The 17,653-nt window shown below is 57.4% G+C and carries 17 protein-coding genes; 12 read left to right on the top strand and 5 right to left on the bottom strand.

Annotation, left to right across the window (positions count from 1 at the left end; genetic code table 11):
* Window positions 1-2: 2 nt before the first annotated feature.
* From BN2591_RS10815 to BN2591_RS10835, 5 genes are all read left to right on the top strand, one after another.
* The gene (locus BN2591_RS10815) at window positions 3-854 is read left to right on the top strand and encodes an isochorismatase (RefSeq protein WP_086871369.1); all 852 of its coding nucleotides are present in this window, start codon (window positions 3-5) and stop codon (window positions 852-854) included.
* Window positions 854-1,609: a 2,3-dihydro-2,3-dihydroxybenzoate dehydrogenase EntA gene (entA, locus tag BN2591_RS10820; protein ID WP_143468247.1), complete on the top strand. Its 756-nt coding sequence runs from the start codon at window positions 854-856 to the stop codon at window positions 1,607-1,609. Before BN2591_RS10815 ends, entA begins: the two co-directional genes overlap by 1 nt.
* Entirely contained in the window at window positions 1,610-2,023 is a 414-nt protein-coding gene (entH, locus tag BN2591_RS10825) for a proofreading thioesterase EntH (RefSeq protein ID WP_086871371.1), read from the top strand.
* Between the two features lie 168 nt (window positions 2,024-2,191).
* Window positions 2,192-4,297 (top strand): pyruvate/proton symporter CstA, encoded by a 2,106-nt coding sequence (gene cstA, locus BN2591_RS10830; RefSeq protein WP_086871373.1) that lies wholly within the window; start codon window positions 2,192-2,194, stop codon window positions 4,295-4,297.
* Between the two features lie 20 nt (window positions 4,298-4,317).
* Window positions 4,318-4,515: a YbdD/YjiX family protein gene (locus tag BN2591_RS10835; protein ID WP_017455812.1), complete on the top strand. Its 198-nt coding sequence runs from the start codon at window positions 4,318-4,320 to the stop codon at window positions 4,513-4,515.
* A 51-nt stretch (window positions 4,516-4,566) separates the two neighbouring features.
* Here BN2591_RS10835 and BN2591_RS10840 read toward each other — a convergent pair whose 3' ends face one another.
* On the bottom strand, window positions 4,567-5,310 hold the full coding sequence (locus tag BN2591_RS10840; RefSeq protein WP_086871376.1) for an SDR family NAD(P)-dependent oxidoreductase: 744 nt from the start codon (window positions 5,308-5,310) through the stop codon (window positions 4,567-4,569).
* A gap of 110 nt (window positions 5,311-5,420) precedes the next feature.
* Here BN2591_RS10840 and BN2591_RS10845 point away from each other — a divergent pair, with 110 nt between their 5' ends.
* Complete coding sequence (locus BN2591_RS10845) at window positions 5,421-6,008, top strand: TetR/AcrR family transcriptional regulator (protein ID WP_086871380.1); 588 nt, start codon at window positions 5,421-5,423, stop codon at window positions 6,006-6,008.
* A gap of 27 nt (window positions 6,009-6,035) precedes the next feature.
* Here BN2591_RS10845 and BN2591_RS10850 read toward each other — a convergent pair whose 3' ends face one another.
* The 3 genes from BN2591_RS10850 to BN2591_RS10860 all read right to left on the bottom strand — a co-directional run bounded on the left by BN2591_RS10850 (window position 6,036) and on the right by BN2591_RS10860 (window position 8,728).
* On the bottom strand, window positions 6,036-6,311 hold the full coding sequence (locus tag BN2591_RS10850; protein WP_086871382.1) for a type II toxin-antitoxin system RelE/ParE family toxin: 276 nt from the start codon (window positions 6,309-6,311) through the stop codon (window positions 6,036-6,038).
* A 9-nt stretch (window positions 6,312-6,320) separates the two neighbouring features.
* Window positions 6,321-6,593, bottom strand: a complete 273-nt coding sequence (locus BN2591_RS10855) for a CopG family ribbon-helix-helix protein (RefSeq protein ID WP_086871384.1) — start codon at window positions 6,591-6,593, stop codon at window positions 6,321-6,323.
* Between the two features lie 104 nt (window positions 6,594-6,697).
* Complete coding sequence (locus BN2591_RS10860; RefSeq protein WP_086871386.1) at window positions 6,698-8,728, bottom strand: choline transporter; 2,031 nt, start codon at window positions 8,726-8,728, stop codon at window positions 6,698-6,700.
* A 239-nt stretch (window positions 8,729-8,967) separates the two neighbouring features.
* Here BN2591_RS10860 and betI point away from each other — a divergent pair, with 239 nt between their 5' ends.
* Genes betI through betA form a run of 3 tightly spaced genes read left to right on the top strand, consistent with a single transcriptional unit; the run spans window position 8,968 to window position 12,756 of the window.
* Window positions 8,968-9,564: a transcriptional regulator BetI gene (gene betI, locus BN2591_RS10865; protein WP_044489591.1), complete on the top strand. Its 597-nt coding sequence runs from the start codon at window positions 8,968-8,970 to the stop codon at window positions 9,562-9,564.
* A gap of 12 nt (window positions 9,565-9,576) precedes the next feature.
* Window positions 9,577-11,049: a betaine-aldehyde dehydrogenase gene (gene betB / locus BN2591_RS10870; protein ID WP_086871388.1), complete on the top strand. Its 1,473-nt coding sequence runs from the start codon at window positions 9,577-9,579 to the stop codon at window positions 11,047-11,049.
* 27 nt (window positions 11,050-11,076) lie between these two features.
* On the top strand, window positions 11,077-12,756 hold the full coding sequence (betA, locus tag BN2591_RS10875) for a choline dehydrogenase (protein ID WP_086871393.1): 1,680 nt from the start codon (window positions 11,077-11,079) through the stop codon (window positions 12,754-12,756).
* Window positions 12,757-12,816: 60 nt separating this feature from the next.
* Here the strand turns inward: betA and BN2591_RS10880 are convergent, their stop codons facing one another.
* Window positions 12,817-13,905, bottom strand: coding sequence for an oxidoreductase (locus BN2591_RS10880; RefSeq protein WP_086871395.1), 1,089 nt, complete (start codon window positions 13,903-13,905; stop codon window positions 12,817-12,819).
* Window positions 13,906-14,067: 162 nt separating this feature from the next.
* Between BN2591_RS10880 and BN2591_RS10885 the strand changes: the two genes are divergently transcribed.
* The 3 genes from BN2591_RS10885 to BN2591_RS10895 are packed head-to-tail and all read left to right on the top strand — an operon-like array spanning window position 14,068 to window position 17,645.
* Window positions 14,068-15,570: a sugar ABC transporter ATP-binding protein gene (locus BN2591_RS10885; protein ID WP_086871397.1), complete on the top strand. Its 1,503-nt coding sequence runs from the start codon at window positions 14,068-14,070 to the stop codon at window positions 15,568-15,570.
* On the top strand, window positions 15,567-16,562 hold the full coding sequence (locus tag BN2591_RS10890; protein ID WP_086871399.1) for an ABC transporter permease: 996 nt from the start codon (window positions 15,567-15,569) through the stop codon (window positions 16,560-16,562). Before BN2591_RS10885 ends, BN2591_RS10890 begins: the two co-directional genes overlap by 4 nt.
* A gap of 18 nt (window positions 16,563-16,580) precedes the next feature.
* Entirely contained in the window at window positions 16,581-17,645 is a 1,065-nt protein-coding gene (locus BN2591_RS10895; protein WP_086871401.1) for a sugar ABC transporter substrate-binding protein, read from the top strand.
* The last annotated feature ends 8 nt before the right edge of the window (window positions 17,646-17,653 follow it).

Below are 17,653 nucleotides of genomic sequence, written 5' to 3' on the forward strand. Positions count from 1 at the left end.
AGATGGCGATTCCAAAATTACAGGGCTACGCGCTGCCAGTCGCGGCCGATATTCCGCAAAACAAGGTGAGCTGGCCATTCGAGCCGGAACGTGCGGCGCTGCTGATCCACGATATGCAGGACTACTTTGTTAACTTCTGGGGCGAAAACTGCCCGATGATGCAGCAAGTGGTGGCGAACATCGCCAGATTGCGCGATTTCTGTAAGCAAAACCATATCCCGGTTTACTACACCGCGCAGCCGAAAGAGCAGAACGATGAAGACCGCGCGTTGCTCAACGATATGTGGGGGCCGGGCTTAACCCGCTCGCCGGAGCAGCAGAAAATTGTCGCTGCGCTGACCCCCGAAGAAGCCGACACCGTGCTGGTGAAGTGGCGCTACAGCGCGTTTCACCGCTCGCCGCTGGAGCAGATGCTCAAAGAGACAGGGCGTAACCAGTTGTTGATCACCGGCGTTTATTCGCACATTGGCTGTATGACCACTGCGACTGACGCGTTTATGCGCGATATCAAACCGTTTATGGTTGCCGACGCGCTGGCGGATTTCAGCCGCGAAGAGCATCTGATGTCGCTGAACTATGTCGCCGGGCGTTCCGGTCGCGTGGTGATGACGCACGATCTGCTGCCCGCACCGGCAAACAAAGCGGCGTTACGCGCGCTGATCCTGCCGCTGCTGGATGAATCCGACGAACCGCAGGACGATGAAAACCTGATTGATTATGGTCTCGATTCCGTGCGCATGATGGCGCTCGCCGCGCGCTGGCGCAAAGTCCACAGCGATATCGATTTTGTCATGCTGGCGAAGAACCCGACCATTGATGCCTGGTGGGCGCTGCTTGCGCGCGAGGTGAAATAATGGCCGGTCTGGATTTTACCGGCAAAATTGTCTGGGTGACCGGTGCCGGTAAAGGCATCGGTTACGCCACCGCGCAGGCCTTTGTCGAGGCGGGCGCACAGGTGACTGGTTTTGATCTGGCCTTTGGCGGCACGGATTACCCCTTCTCCTGTGAAGTGGTGGACGTTGCCGATGCCGGGCAAGTACAGGCGGTATGCCAGCGCGTGCTGGCGCAGAGCGCGCGGCTGGATGTGCTGGTGAACGCCGCCGGGGTTTTACATATGGGCGCCACCGATGAGCTGACACCAGAAGCCTGGCAAACCACTTTTGCAGTTAACGTTGGCGGCGCGTTTAACCTGTTTCAGCAGACGATGGCGCAATTTCGCCGTCAGCAAAGCGGGGCGATAGTCACCGTCGCATCCGATGCGGCGCACACACCGCGTATTGGCATGAGCGCCTATGGCGCATCGAAAGCGGCGCTGAAAAGCCTGGCGCTCACCGTCGGTCTTGAGCTGGCGGCAAGCCATGTGCGCTGCAACATTGTCTCGCCGGGTTCGACTGATACTGATATGCAGCGCACGCTGTGGGTGAGCGATGACGCCGAACAGCAGCGGATTCGCGGTTTTGGCGAGCAGTTTAAGCTCGGCATTCCACTGGGGAAAATCGCCCGCCCGCAGGAGGTGGCGAACACCATTTTGTTCCTCGCGTCCGATCTGGCAAGCCATATCACTTTGCAGGACATCGTGGTGGATGGCGGCTCAACGCTGGGGGCGTAGATGATCTGGAAACGTCATTTAACGCTTGCAGAACTGAATGCGACCAGCGAAAACACGCTGGTGGCGCATCTGGCAATGGTTTATACCCGCATTGGTGATGATTTCCTTGAGGCGGAAATGCCGGTGGATAGCCGCACGCATCAACCGTTTGGCCTGCTGCATGGCGGTGCTTCGGCGGCGCTGGCGGAAACGCTGGGATCGATGGCGGGCTATCTGATGACCCGCGACGGCCAGTGTGTGGTGGGCACGGAATTAAACGCCACCCATCATCGCCCGGTTTCACAGGGGAAAGTGCGCGGCGTTTGCCAGCCGCTGCACCTTGGCCGGCAAAACCAAAGCTGGGAAATCGTGGTGTTTGACGAACAAGGCCGACGCTGCTGCACCTGTCGCCTCAGCACGGCGGTGCTGGGGTAGTTTCGTCCTCTCCTTGACGGGAGAGGGCGCATTCTTGCGATCCCGTTAACACAATCAGGTAAATGCCTGGTGGCAGGGCAAATTTCCCATGTTTCAAAGTTGTTAAAACCCGCGAGTTGATATAGATACAAAATGTAACATCTCTCTGTCTCTCAACGGATACCCGCTATGAACAACTCAGGGAAATACCTTATTTGGGGCGTGCTGTCGTTGGTTGGCGCATTTGCCCTCGGCTATATCGCGCTTAATCGCGGTGAACAGATCAACGCGCTGTGGATAGTGGTGGCCGCGGTCTGTATCTACCTTATCGCTTACCGTTTTTACGGCCTCTACATCGCCAAAAATGTGCTGCAGGTTGACCCAACGCGCATGACTCCGGCGGTGCGTTACAACGATGGCCTTGACTACGTGCCGACAGACAAAAAAGTGCTGTTCGGTCACCATTTTGCGGCGATTGCCGGGGCAGGTCCGCTGGTGGGGCCGGTGCTGGCGGCGCAAATGGGCTATTTACCGGGCATGATCTGGATCCTCGCGGGCGTCGTGCTGGCCGGTGCGGTGCAGGATTTCATGGTGCTGTTTATCTCCACCCGCCGCGACGGGCGTTCGCTCGGCGAGATGGTGAAAGCGGAGATGGGGCCGACCGTCGGCGTGATTGCGCTGGTGGCGACCTTTATGATCATGGTGATCATTCTCGCGGTGCTGGCGATGATTGTTGTCAAAGCGCTGACCCACAGCCCGTGGGGAACCTACACCGTCGCCTTTACCATTCCGCTGGCCATTTTTATGGGCATCTACATCCGCTATCTGCGCCCTGGGCGCATTGGCGAAGTGTCGGTGATTGGCCTGGTGCTGCTGGTATTCGCCATTATTTCTGGCGGCTGGGTGGCAGCGAATCCGGCGATAGCGCCGTATTTTGATTACACCGGTGTGCAGTTGACGTGGATGCTGGTGGGCTACGGTTTTATCGCTTCGGTGCTGCCGGTATGGCTGCTGCTGGCACCGCGTGATTACCTGTCAACGTTCCTGAAAATCGGCACCATTATTGGCCTGGCGATTGGCATTCTGATCATGCGCCCGACGCTGACCATGCCTGCGCTGACCAAATTTGTCGACGGCACCGGCCCGGTGTGGACCGGTAACCTGTTCCCGTTCCTGTTTATTACCATCGCCTGTGGCGCGGTGTCTGGCTTCCATGCACTGATTTCCTCCGGCACCACGCCGAAGATGCTCGCCAGTGAAGGGCAGGCTTGTTTTATCGGTTACGGCGGCATGTTGATGGAGTCGTTTGTAGCGATCATGGCGCTGGTGTCGGCGTGCATTATTGATCCGGGCGTCTACTTCGCCATGAACAGCCCGATGGCGGTATTAGCGCCAGCCGGAACCGCCGATGTGGTGGCCTCGGCGGCACAGGTGGTGAGCGGCTGGGGCTTTAGTATTACCCCGGATGCGCTCCGGCAGATTGCCAGCGAAGTGGGCGAGCAGTCGATCATTTCACGCGCGGGCGGCGCGCCAACGCTGGCGGTGGGCATGGCCTACATTCTGCACGGTGCGCTCGGCGGCCTGATGGATGTCTCGTTCTGGTATCACTTCGCCATTCTGTTTGAGGCGCTGTTTATTCTGACGGCGGTCGATGCGGGAACGCGCGCGGCGCGCTTTATGCTGCAGGATTTACTCGGCGTGATTTCGCCGAATCTCAAACGCACGGAATCACTTCCTGCTAACCTGCTGGCAACCGGCTTGTGCGTGCTGGCGTGGGGCTACTTCCTGCACCAGGGCGTCGTTGATCCGCTCGGCGGTATTAACACCCTGTGGCCGCTGTTTGGTATTGCCAACCAGATGCTGGCGGGCATGGCGCTGATGCTGTGTGCGGTGGTGCTGTTCAAGATGAAACGCCAGCGTTATGCATGGGTGGCGCTGCTGCCGACAGCCTGGCTGCTGGTTTGTACGCTTACCGCTGGCTGGCAAAAAGCCTTTAGCCCGGATGCGAAAGTGGGCTTCCTGGCGATTGCCAATAAATTCCAGGCGATGATCGACAGCGGTAACATTCCGGCGCAGTATACCCAGTCGCAACTGGCGCAACTGGTGTTTAACAACCGCCTGGATGCTGGTTTAACCATCTTCTTTATGGTTGTGGTGGTGGTGCTGGCGTTCTATTCGCTGAAAACCGCGCTGGCGGCGCTGAAAGACGATCAACCGACAGCGAACGAGACGCCGTATCAGGAAATGACGGGCGATGTTGAGCAGATTGTCGGCCAGGCAAAAGGCGTGCATTAATCGCGTAACGCGGAGGTTTTATGTTCGATACGCTTTCAAAAGCCGGGAAGTATTTAGGCCAGGCGGCGAAAATGATGATTGGCGTTCCGGATTACGACAACTATGTCGAGCATATGCGCGTGACGCACCCGGAGCAGACGCCGATGACCTATGAGGAGTTTTTCCGCGAGCGCCAGGATGCGCGTTACGGCGGGAAAGGTGGCGCACGCTGCTGTTAACCTCGCTTACGAAAAAGCGGCGCACAGCGCCGCTTTTCTTTTACGTCGGGATCAGGCGTTTGTCCCGCCATCAACCACAATATCCGCACCGGTAATCTGCTTCGCCGCCGGGCTTGCGAGGAAAGCGACCGCTTCGGCAATATCCTGCGCTTCGCCGTAATGCCCCAGCGCAATCATACGGCGCTGCTCCTCCGCGCCTTCGCCATCGGCCGGGTTCATGTCGCTGTCTGTCGAACCGGGTTTCACCATATTGACGGTAATGCCGCGTGAGCCCAGATCCCGCGCCAGCCCGCGCGTTAGCGAGTTCAGCGCCGATTTGGTCATCGAATAAATGGCGATATCTTTAAACGGCACGCGATCGGAGAGGCAACTGCCGATATTGATAATGCGCCCGCCGTCCGGCAGGTGCGGAATTGCTGCCTGGGTGGCGTAGACCACGCCGCGAATATTGACGTTGATCATCGCGTCAATATCTTCCTGCGCCATGGCTTCTAACTGCCCGGCGCGCGCGATGCCGGCGTTATTGACCAGAATATCCAGCCCGCCGAGTTGCTGTACGGTTTGATCAACAGCGGCGCGGGCTGCTTGTGGCTCGGCGCTGTTGGCCTGGATCGCCACGGCGTTACGCCCCAGCGCACGGATCTCTTCTACAACAGCGTGTGCTTTATCGGCGGATTTTTCCCAGGTGATGGCGACGTCCGCCCCTTCCCGCGCCAGCGTTAAGGCAATGGCTTTGCCGAGACCACGGCTCGCACCGGTGACCAGCGCGCGTTTTCCTGCAAGTGAATGTGACATGGTGTCTCCTGAATTATGTGTCGATTGATACATAATTAAAATAAACAGGCTTCCATACATTCGTCAATCTTATTAATATACCGATCAGCACAAAATGCGAGGAGGCGAAAGTGAGCCGGGGAAGACCACGGGAATTTGACCGTACCGAGGCGTTGAATAAAGCGATGAAACTCTTCTGGCAGAAGGGTTACACGGCGACATCCATGAACGATCTCTACGAGGCGATGGGCATCAAATCGCCGAGCCTGTATGCGGCGTTCGGCAGTAAAGAAGATCTCTACGATGAGGTGTTGCAGCACTACGAACAGTGCGTTGCGCCGCTTATCTGGGGCGATATGGCAAACGAGCCATCGCCGAAAAAGGCCATTGCGCAGTGGCTGGCGCGTTCAGCGGAGATTTTAACGCGTTGCGATTTGCCGCACGGCTGCATGGTGACGCTTTCCGCTGTCGCCAGCGAAGGCAATGAGCGTCTCGGCGAGCGGGTGCGGCAGTTGCGTGACGGTGGGATTGCGCAGTTAAAAGCGCGCCTGAGCGAAGCACAAGAACGCGGTGAGTTGCCTGCGGCGACCGATATCGACGCGCTGACCCGGTTGTATGTCAGCATCCAGCAGGGGATGTCGATTCAGGCGCGCGACGGCGCAAGCCGGGAAACACTGCTCGGCATCGCGCGGATGGCAATGGGGTTGTGGCCTGCATAATCCCGAAAAGGGTCTCCGGGGATGGGCTTATCGATCTTCTTTGGTGTGCCAGACACGCAAAATAATGATACGGGTGTCGGTCAGCTCGTAAATCATCTCGTAGCTACCGACAAATAACGAGCGGACGTCACGCGGCGAGAATGCGTCATCCGCCGGGCCTATTTGCGGATGCAGTAACAGCATTTCTGGCGCATCGGCAAGCATCGCGACGACCTTTCGCGCCGCTTCGGGATTTTTCAGAAATAAAAACCGGGATAATCTTTCGATATCCTGTAATGCAAGCAGCGTCCATTCTAATTGCATGAAAAATACCTATTTTCGGGGCGTTGGTAAGGGAAGTGGATTAGCCGTCCCCAGGCTTTTAAGCCAATTTGTGGCTTCTGCATTACTGAGCGTTTCACCACGCTCTACAGCCTCCAGCCCTTGCTGGATCATCGATTGTCGCAACTCCGCGCGCTCGACATATTCTGCCAGCGCACGCTTGATTATCCAGCCGCGCGAGCGCTCGCTACTTTCTGCGAGTAAATCAACTTTCTGCGCGAGTTCAATTGGGACGTGCGCGGTTAGCACTTTGGTCTCAGGCATGTCGTCACCTTAAGCGATGTGATTTTTTAAAAATCGTAGCGATTAGGTTGGCGAATTTCAATTCTTTTGCAAGAAAAAACAGGCCACCGACGTGGCCCGTTTGTTTATGGTTGTGGAAAGACGATGTTATTACCCGGTGCTTCACGGTGCAGATGGATAAAGTTCAGGTGGCGCTCATACTGATCCAGTATGTCGATGATCACCTGCTCTTTGTTGTAATCCATCAAATCATTGCCCTGGCTGCCCTCCAGCAGGAAGGTTTCCAGGCGGAAGTAGTGCGATTTCCCGCTGCGTGCGCGGTAGGTAAAACCGGGTACGGAGTATTGCTGCGGCCATACCTGATAGACAAAATCTTGCTCCTCGCCGAGATGGACTCGCAGATCCAGGTGGCCCAGCGGCTGGCCTTCCTCCGGCGCGACCTTTTCAAGCGATACGCGTCCACCGCGCAGTTCCAGCTCTTTTGCCACATCCTGCATCGCCGGGTAAATCACCGTTTCCATCATCTGCCGGGTGTAATGCGTACCCGGATAATTCATTAGCCGCGAGAGGCGTTTTTTCCAGCTCAGACGGTCGTTGCTCGCCGGAATATAAGGCGCGGTTTCGCGACTGGCGCTGGCGCGACGGTGATCTTCCACCTTCAGGGATTTATACAGCCCGGCCATAATAAAGAAGATCACAAAACTGAACGGTAAGCCCATGATGACCGTAGTGTTTTGCAGGGCGGAAATGCCGTTGGTCATCAGCATACCCATAGTCAGCACACCGATGGCGACCGACCAGAAAATCCGCAGCCAGTTTGGCGCATCGCTATTGATATCTTTCAGCTTCGAGGTGAAGTTACCCAGTACCAGCGAGCCAGAATCCGCCGAGGTGACATAAAACAGCAGGCCGGTAATGGTGGCGACAGAAGCGCTGAGTTTAAACGCCGGGTACTGCGCCAGCAGGCTGTAGAAACCGCGTTCAGCGTGGGAGATAACCTCCTGGGCGAATCCCGCATCACCGTGAATAATTTCATACAGCGCGGCATTACCAAACACTGACAGCCACAGCAGGGTGAAGGTAAACGGAATGATCAGCGTGCCGAGCACGAACTCACGAATGGTGCGCCCGCGAGAAATCCGCGCGAGGAACAGCCCGACAAACGGCGACCACGCCACCCACCAGGCCCAGAAGAAGAGGGTCCAGCTGTTCATCCACTGCGTCGGGCGATCAAACGCGAAGGTGTTCAGCGTCATGCCCATAAAGCGGTTGATGTAATCGCCGACGTTGAGCACCAGCGCGTTGAGCAGGAAATCGGTCTTGCCCATAAACAGCACAAACAGAATCAGCCCGAGCGCCAGCGCCACGTTCAGTTCCGAAAGAATGCGGATACCTTTATCCACACCGGAAGTGACCGAGATGGTGGCGATCACCACCGACAGCACAATCAGCGCCATCTGCGCGGTTAGCCCTTCCGGCACATCGAACAGCACTTTTAAACCGTAATTAAGCTGCACCACGCCAATGCCAAGTGTGGTGGCGATACCAAAAATAGTGCCGATCACCGCGGCAATGTCCACCGTGTGACCAATCGGGCCGTTAATGCGTTTGCCGAAAATAGGGTAGAGCGCCGAACGAATCGTGAGCGGCAAATTATAGCGGTAGCTAAAGTAGCCCAGCGCAATGCCCATCAGCGCATACATCGACCAGCCGGTTAACCCGTAATGGAACAGCGTCCACACCATCGCCTGGCGTGCGGCTTCCATCGTCTGGCCTGCGCCTTCCGGCGGCTGCATATATTGCGTGACCGGCTCCGCGACGGAGAAGAACATCAGGTCGATACCAATCCCGGCGGCAAACAGCATCGCCGACCAGCTTAATAAGCTGAACTCCGGCTTGGACTGTTCCGGCCCGAGCTTGATAGCCCCGTAACGCGAACAGGCCATATAAATCACGAACACGATATAGAGCGTGGCGGCCAGCATGTAATACCAGCCAAAGGTGGATGACACCCAGTTTACGGTGGTCTGGATCCAGGCCGCGGCTAAATCGCTGTACAAAATGGTGACCAGTGAAAATGTCAGAATCAGTCCGGCAGAGGTGTAAAACACCACGGGATTGATTCTGTCTTTTTCACTGGCAGGTGGATTAATCATCGGTTACCTCTGGTTAATTTCCTGTAATTTTTCAAAGAATTAAATTCAAAATATCGGTTGTTTTCTCGTGCTTGTCCCTCGTTTTTCTCGCGGTTTGCTTCGCCCTGTTCAGCTTATACATTCCCGCTTCGTTTACTTAACAATTGAAGCACAACATCCTAACAAAATCTTTTTTTATATTGAACGTGCAATCAAAAAAAGATTAAATAAGGCCCTTACATTGTGGTGGAGATGGAGCCATGCCAAAGGTGGGAATGCAGCCGATACGCCGTCGGCAGCTGATTGATGCGACCCTGAGTACCATTAACGAAGTGGGCATTAACGACGCCACGATTGCGCAGATTGCGCGCCGCGCTGGCGTATCGACCGGCATCATCAGCCACTACTTCAGGGACAAAAATGGTCTGCTGGAAGCGACCATGCGCGACATCACCCGCCAGTTACGCGACGCCGTGGCACAGCGGTTAAAACCGCTCGCGCAGGCCAGTACCGAAACGCGTTTGCTGGCGATTGTCGAAGGCAATTTTGATGACAGCCAGGTACACAGCGCGGCGATGAAAGCCTGGCTCGATTTCTGGGCCAGCAGCATGCATCAGCCGCAGCTTGGCCGCCTGGAGCGCGTGAGCAGCCGCCGTCTGTTTTCGACACTGGCGGCGGAGTTTCGCCGCGATCTGCCGCGCGAACAGGCACGGCTGGCGGCGCATGGCCTTGCCTCGCTGATCGATGGCCTCTGGCTTCGCGCGGCGCTGAGCGGCAAGCCGTTTAATCTGGACATTGCCAGAACGCTCACCACCCAATTCATTCGCCAGCAACTGGCTGGCGCGACGAATCACTGAGAAGGAGGAAGTATGTCCCGATTCGCAGAACAGCAGCTTTATATCGATGGTCAATACGTCCCGGCTGCGGCGGGTAACACATTCCAGACCATTAACCCGGCGAACGGCGAGGTGCTGGCCGACGTCCACGAAGCCGGGCAGGCCGATGTTGATCGCGCCGTTGCCAGTGCGCAAAAAGGGCAGAAAATCTGGGCGGCGATGACCGCGATGGAACGTTCGCGCATCCTGCGCCGCGCCGTGGATATTCTGCGTGAACGCAATGACGAACTGGCGGCGCTGGAAACGCTGGACACCGGTAAACCGCTGAGCGAAACCCAGGCTGTTGATATCGTCACCGGCGCGGATGTGCTGGAGTATTACGCGGGGCTTATCCCCTCGCTTGAAGGGCAGCAAATTCCGCTGCGTGACACCTCGTTTGTCTACACCCGCCGCGAACCGCTTGGCGTGATCGCCGGGATTGGCGCGTGGAACTACCCGATTCAGATAGCGCTGTGGAAATCCGCACCTGCTTTGGCGGCTGGTAACGCCATGATCTTTAAACCGAGCGAAGTCACGCCGCTCACCGCGCTGAAACTGGCGGAGATTTACAGCGAAGCTGGCGTGCCGGACGGCGTATTTAACGTGCTGAACGGCAGCGGTGCGGTAACCGGCCAGTTGCTGACTGACCATCCGGGCATCGCCAAAGTCTCTTTCACCGGCGGTGTTGCCAGCGGTAAGAAAGTGATGGCCAATGCCGCCGGATCGACGCTGAAAGACGTCACTATGGAACTGGGCGGCAAGTCGCCGCTGATTATCTTTGACGACGCGGATCTCGACCTTGCCGCCGATATCGCCATGATGGCGAACTTCTACAGCTCCGGCCAGGTGTGCACCAACGGCACCCGGGTGTTTATTCCGGCGGCATTGCAGAGCGCGTTTGAAGCGAAAATCGTCGAGCGCGTGGCACGCATTAAAGCGGGCGATGTTAACGATCTGAATACCAATTTCGGGCCGCTGGTCAGCTTTGCGCATCGCGACAACGTGATGCGCTATATCGAATCCGGCATCAACGAAGGCGCGCGCCTGCTGTGCGGCGGTAAACGTCTTACCGGTGGCGATTTCGATAACGGTGCATGGGTAGAACCCACCGTGTTCACCGATTGCCGCGATGAGATGACCATCGTGCGCGAAGAGATCTTCGGGCCGGTGATGTCGATTCTCACCTATGAAAGTGAAGAAGAAGCGGTGCGCCGCGCCAACGCCACCGATTACGGCCTGGCGGCGGGTATTGTGACGCAGGATCTTAATCGCGCGCACCGCGTTATTCACCAGATTGAAGCCGGAATTTGCTGGATCAACACCTGGGGCGAATCCGCCGCCGAAATGCCGGTGGGCGGCTACAAGCACTCTGGCGTGGGGCGCGAAAATGGCCTGATGACGTTGCAAAACTACACCCAGGTCAAATCCGTCCAGCTTGAGCTGAGCCGTTTTCAGTCCGTATTTTGAAAAAAGTTTTAACCTGAGGAGCGACGAATGGAATTTGATTACATCATCATTGGAGCCGGATCCGCAGGGAACGTTTTGGCAACAAGACTGACCGAAGACAGCGATGTCAATGTGCTGCTGCTGGAAGCGGGCGGTCCCGATTACCGCTTTGATTTTCGTACGCAAATGCCTGCGGCGCTGGCTTACCCGCTGCAAGGCAAACGCTACAACTGGGCCTATGAAACCGAACCTGAGCCGCACATGAACAACCGCCGCATGGAGTGCGGGCGCGGCAAAGGGCTGGGCGGTTCATCGTTGATTAATGGCATGTGCTATATCCGTGGTAACGCGATGGATCTTGATAACTGGGCGCAGCAGCCGGGGCTTGAGCACTGGAGTTATCTCGATTGCCTGCCTTATTACCGTAAATCGGAAACGCGCGATATCGGCGCCAACGATTACCATGGCGGCGACGGCCCGGTCAGCATCACCACCTGTAAACCGGGCAATAACCCGCTGTTTGCCGCGATGATCGAAGCGGGCGTGCAGGCTGGTTATCCGCGCACTGACGATCTGAATGGTTACCAACAGGAAGGGTTTGGCCCGATGGATCGTTTTGTTACGCCAAAAGGCCGCCGCTCCAGCACCGCGCGCGGCTATCTCGATATGGCGAAAACGCGGCCGAACCTGAAAATCATTACCCATGCCACCACCGATCGCATCCTGTTTGAAGGCAAACGCGCAATCGGCGTGGCCTATTTGCACGGTGCCAGCGACACGCTGCATGAAGTGCATGCGCGCCGGGAAGTGTTGCTGTGCGCCGGTGCGATTGCTTCGCCGCAAATTTTGCAGCGCTCCGGTGTCGGTGCCGCCGAGCTGCTCAGGCAATTTGATATCCCAGTGGTACATGATTTACCGGGCGTCGGCGAAAACTTGCAGGATCACCTGGAAATGTACCTGCAATACGAGTGCAAAGAGCCGGTGTCGCTCTACCCGGCGCTGAAGTGGTGGAACCAGCCGAAAATCGGCGCGGAGTGGCTGTTTAACGGCACCGGGATTGGTGCCAGCAACCAGTTCGAGGGCGGCGGGTTTATCCGCAGCCGCGACGAGTTCGCCTGGCCGAACATTCAGTACCACTTCCTGCCGGTGGCGATTAACTACAACGGCTCGAATGCGGTGGAAGCGCACGGCTTCCAGTGCCATGTGGGTTCCATGCGCTCGCCAAGCCGGGGTTTTGTGCGCCTGAAATCGCGCGATCCGCATCAGCATCCGGCCATCCAGTTTAACTACATGGCGCATGAACAGGACTGGCACGAGTTCCGCGATGCGATCCGAATTACCCGGCAGATCATCAACCAGCCGGCGCTGGATAAATATCGCGGGCGGGAAATCAGCCCCGGCATTGAATGTCAGAGCGATGAGCAACTGGATGAGTTTGTGCGTAACCACGCGGAAACCGCCTATCACCCGTGCGGCACCTGCAAAATGGGCAGCGACGAGATGGCGGTGGTCGATGGCGAAGGGCGCGTACACGGGCTGCAAGCCCTGCGCGTGGTCGATGCGTCGATCATGCCGCTGATCATCACCGGTAATCTCAACGCCACCACCATTATGATTGGTGAGAAGATTGCCGATAACATCCGTGGCCGTACGCCGCTGCCGCCTAGCAACGCGACGTATTTCGTGGCGGGCGATCGCCCGGTTCGCGGCGAGCCTGTTCGGGCGTAAAAGAGAATGCCGCCGGTAAGTTGTCGCTTATCGGCGGCATGAAACAGAGCGTACTTATCATCAGCGCGACAGCGCTTCCACTTTTTCAAACGCCGCGCGCAGCGTATCGGCGGAGAGTTCCACCGGCAGGTAGTGGATCGACTCCACCGGGCGCAGCGTGTGGGCAATCACCTTATCCAGCTCCGCGCGGTTATTAATGTCCACCTCCAGTGCCGCCAGTGTGGTCGGCAGGTTGAAGCGCTGATAGGCGGCAATCAACTGCGCCAACACATCATCCTGACCGAGCAGGGCGCTTTGCACCAGAATGCCATACGCCACTTTGGTGCCGTGCAGGAATTTCTCCGTTTGCGGCAGCACCGTTAAACCGTTATGTACCGCATGCGCGGCGGCGACGCGGGTGTAACGCTCGCCGAGGCCGCCAACCATCCCGCCACCGGCAATAATCGCATCCACGACATCGCGAAACGCCTGGCTCAGTTCGCCGCGCTGCTGGTCGGCAAGGGCTTGTTCACTGCTTTCCAGCAACACATCGCGGATTGCCAGCGCGCCATTGATCCCCAGCCGCACGGTGAGCGGCAGCGTTTGCGGCTGCGGGGCTAACACGACCGCTTCGTACCATTTCGCCAGCGTATCGCCGATGCCCGCCAGTAAATATTCCGCAGGCGCATTAAGGATGATTTGCGGTTCCACCAGCACCAGAAAATTGGCGTCATCGAAAATTTCAAAGTGCAGCGCCTGGCCGGCATCGTTATACCAGACCGACAGCGGCGTCCATGCCGCGCAGGTGGCGGCGATGGTCGGAATGGCAACCACCGGCAAACCGAGACGGCGCGCCACCGCTTTGGCGGTATCCAGCAGTGCGCCACCGCCAAGCCCAATCACCACAGCGCGATCGTCGCCCGCTTGCTGCGCCAGCGCGTTCACATCGTGCTCGCTACAGTGCCCTTTAAACACAATGTGTTTCGCGCCTGGCGCGTTAAACCCTTGCGGCAGAAACGCTTTTGCCCCGGCAAAGGCGCGTTCGCCATAAATCCATACCGCGCGGGTCAGTTGTTCTTCCGTGTAGAAATCGTGCAACCGCGCGAGGCTACCGGTGTGGGAAAAGTAGTTCGCCGGGCCGGGTACGACGCGGATATCAGTGCTGCTCATGTGTTGTGTCCTTGTGCGTGATCGCTAACCCGATGTTATGTCTGGACATCCGGATGGCTAATAATATTTCGCTTTATCTTATGCATTTTCTGTCGTTGCCAGTCAAGCGAGGCTGTGAAAAATTCGTTAAATCAATCTATTAATTGCAGGAACAGCGTGCGTATGAGCAGTAACCACCTCGAAATGCGCGGCATTAGCCTGGCCTTTGGCGGCTTTAAGGCGCTGTCGCATGTGGATTTCACCCTGCGCGGCGGTTCGGTGCATGCCTTAACCGGCGCGAACGGCGCGGGGAAATCGACGCTGATGGCGGTGCTGTGCGGCACATACGACCATTACGAAGGCGAAATCGCCATCAACAACCAGGCGGTGTCGATTCGCACCCCGCGCGATGCCAAACAGTTCGGCATCCATCTGGTGCAGCAGGAAGTCGATGTAGCGCTGATCCCAGGTTTAAGCATCGCCGAAAATATCATGCTCGATAAGCTGGCGGATGCCGGGCACCGCTTTCACTGGGGTGATGTTCGTAACCGGGCGCGTGAGGCGCTGGCGCAACTTGACGTCACGCTTGATGTGAAACGCCCGATTGATAGCTGCACGCTGGCAGAGAAACAGCAGATTTTGCTGGCGCGCGCGCTGTCGCACCACTGCCGTTTTTTAATTCTTGATGAACCCACCGCGCCGCTCGACCAGCACGAAAGTGAGCGCTTGTTCACCGTGGTTAAGCGCCTGCAACAGCAGGGCATTGGCGTGGTGTTTATCTCGCATCGCATCCATGAGCTGAAAGCCATCTGCGACACCTTAACGGTGCTGCGCGACGGCAAATTAATTGAATCTGGCCCAATGCGCGAGCTGAGCGGTGAAGAGATTGTCGAGAAGATGCTCGGCCATGAACTGAGCGATATCTACCCACCTGCGCGCCCGCCGCACAGCGAAGAGGTGCTGTTAAGCATTGACGGTTTGCATGACGAAGGGCTGCTGAAAGATATCTCGTTACGCCTGCGCAAAGGGGAGATTCTGGGCATTGCCGGGCTGGCGGGAGCCGGAAAAACCGAGCTATGCAAAGCCCTGTTCGGCGCAAGCAAAAGCCGTATTAATCGTGGCGAGCTAAACAGCCAGCCGTGGCGCCCGCGCGATCCGGCCGATTCCGTGATGCGCGGGCTGGCGCTGGTGCCGGAGGAGCGGCGCAAAGAGGGCATTTTTATTGATGAGCCGGTGAGCATGAATTTGTCGATCAGCGCGGATAACAGTTTCTCGCGCTGGGGATTTTTTGCGCATCGCCAGGCCTGGCGCTGGGCGCAGGAAGTGATTGCCCGCGTTGGCGTGCGCACCAGCGGGCCAGGGCAGACGCTGCGCCGCCTTTCCGGCGGCAATCAGCAGAAAGTGGCGATTGGCAAATGGCTACGCGGTAACGCCAATGTGGTGATTTTTGATGAACCAACCAAAGGCGTGGACGTGAAAGCGAAAACCGACCTGTTCCAGTTGATTGACGGGCTGGCGCGCGAAGGCAAAGGGGTGATTTACGCCTCGGGCGAATTCGCCGAACTGGTGGGGTTGTGTGATCGGATTTGTGTGCTGTGGGATGGGCGCATTGTTGCGGAAGTGCAGGGCGAGGATGCCCGCGAAGAGACGCTTCTTTATTATTCCACCGGAGGAACGGCGCCGTGAGTAAGGCCCTTTCAGTCAATGCGGCGGCGACGCCCCGCCAGCAGTTTTTTGATTTTCTTTATAAATGGGGCATGTTGCTTACCGTGGTCGCGCTTGTCGCCATCTTTGGCGTGGCGTCGGACAACTTCCTCGATCCGTTCAACATCATCAACATTTTGCGCTCGATCGCCATTGTCACGGTAATCGCGATTGGCGTCTCCATCTCACTGACCATCGGCGGGTTTGATCTGTCGGTCGGTTCGACCGCTTCGCTGGCGAACGCGCTGGTGATTTCGCTGTTTGTCTGGCACGGCGTGGGTACCACCGAAGCGATCATTATCACGCTGGCGCTCTGTACGCTGGTGGGCTTGTTCAACGCCTTTTTGATTGTGGTACTGCGCATTCCGGACATGCTGGCGACGCTCGGCAGCCTGTTTGTGATTCAGGGCGTGGCGATGACCTACAGCTATGGCGGCTCGATTACCGAAAACATGGTGCTGCCGAGCGGGGAGATGGCGGAAGGCACCATTCCGGCGGCGTTTGGCCTGCTCGGTCAGGTGCCGACTATCGTCATCATTATGCTGGTGGTGACGGTTGTCGCCCAGTTGGGCTTGTCGCTGACCACCCACGGTCGCCGCATGTATGCGATTGGCGGCAACCCGGAAGCGGCACGTCTTTCCGGCATTCGCACCACGCGCTACAAAGTGGCGGCGTATGTGATTGCTTCGCTGCTCGCCGGGCTGGGCGGCATTCTGCTGGCGTCACGCATTGGCTCTTCGCAGGTCAACGCCGGTGGCGGTTATTTGATGGATGCGGTGGCGGCGGCGTGGATCGGTTTTTCACTCGCCGGTTCCGGCAAACCGAATGCGCTTGGCACGCTGGTGGGGGCGGTGATCCTCGGCGTGCTGCAAAACGGGCTGGTGATGCTGTCGGTGCCCTATTACGCGATGGACATTATTAAGGGGCTGGTGCTGGCCGGTGCTCTTGCGTTGACTTACTTCCAGCGTCGTTAATTCTTCAGGGGAAAACAGATGAAAAAAATTGCACTCTCACTGCTGGCGCTGGGCTTACTGAGCGCGCTGCCGGGTCACGCTACCACACCTGCGCCGGTGCCGGACGCCATTGCTAATCATCACGGCCCGATACGTATTGCGCTTATCCGCAACCTCGGTTCGGACGATAACACCACCCAGTTTGTCGCAGGCGCGTTGCAGGAAGGCAAAAAACTGGGCTTTAAAATCAGCACCTTTTTAAGCAACGGCGATGACGCCAAATTCCAGGACTTCGTCAACCAGGCGATCAGCCAGAAGTATGACGGCATAATTCTGTCGCAGGGGCGCGATCCGTACTCCACCGATCTGATTAAAAAAGCGGTCGCCGCCGGGATCAAAGTGGCGGTGTTTGATACCGCCGTAAACGGCGACATTCCTGGCGTGACAGTCACCCAGCAGGACGACGCCTCGCTGACCAAACTCTCTTTTGGCGAGCTGGTGAAAGATTTCAACGGCAAAGCCAACATTATCAAGCTGTGGGTCGCCGGTTTCCCGCCGATGGAGCGCCGCCAGGCCGCCTACGCCGAGTTGCTGAAAGCCAACCCAGGCATTAAGGAGCTGGAGTCGATTGGCGCGGTCTCTTCCGATGTGCAGGGCGACACGGCGAATAAAGTGGGCGCGGTGCTGGCGAAATACCCGAAAGGGCAAATTGATGCCATTTGGGGCACCTGGGATGCGTTCAGCCAGGGCGCGTATAAAGCGCTGAAAGAGAACGGTCGCACCGAGATCAAACTCTACAGCATCGATGTTTCGAACCAGGATCTGCAACTGATGCGCGAGTCGGGCAGCCCGTGGAAAGTGAGCGTAGCCGTCGATCCGAAACTGATTGGCGCGACCAACGTGCGTCTGATTGCCAACAAAATTGCCGGTGAACAGACGCCAGCGACGTATGATTTTAAAGCCGCGGCCATTCCGCAAGCGCTGCTGGCAAGCCAGCCGGGGGCGGTGAATGTGGCGTCGCTTGGCAAAATCATTCCGGGCTGGGGCCAGACGGAAGATTTTATCGCGCCGTGGTTCGCCACGCTGGAAGCGAAAAACAAGTAAGGAACGGA

This window comes from Kosakonia pseudosacchari, from assembly GCF_900184035.1.
Classification (GTDB): Bacteria; Pseudomonadota; Gammaproteobacteria; order Enterobacterales; family Enterobacteriaceae; genus Kosakonia; species Kosakonia pseudosacchari.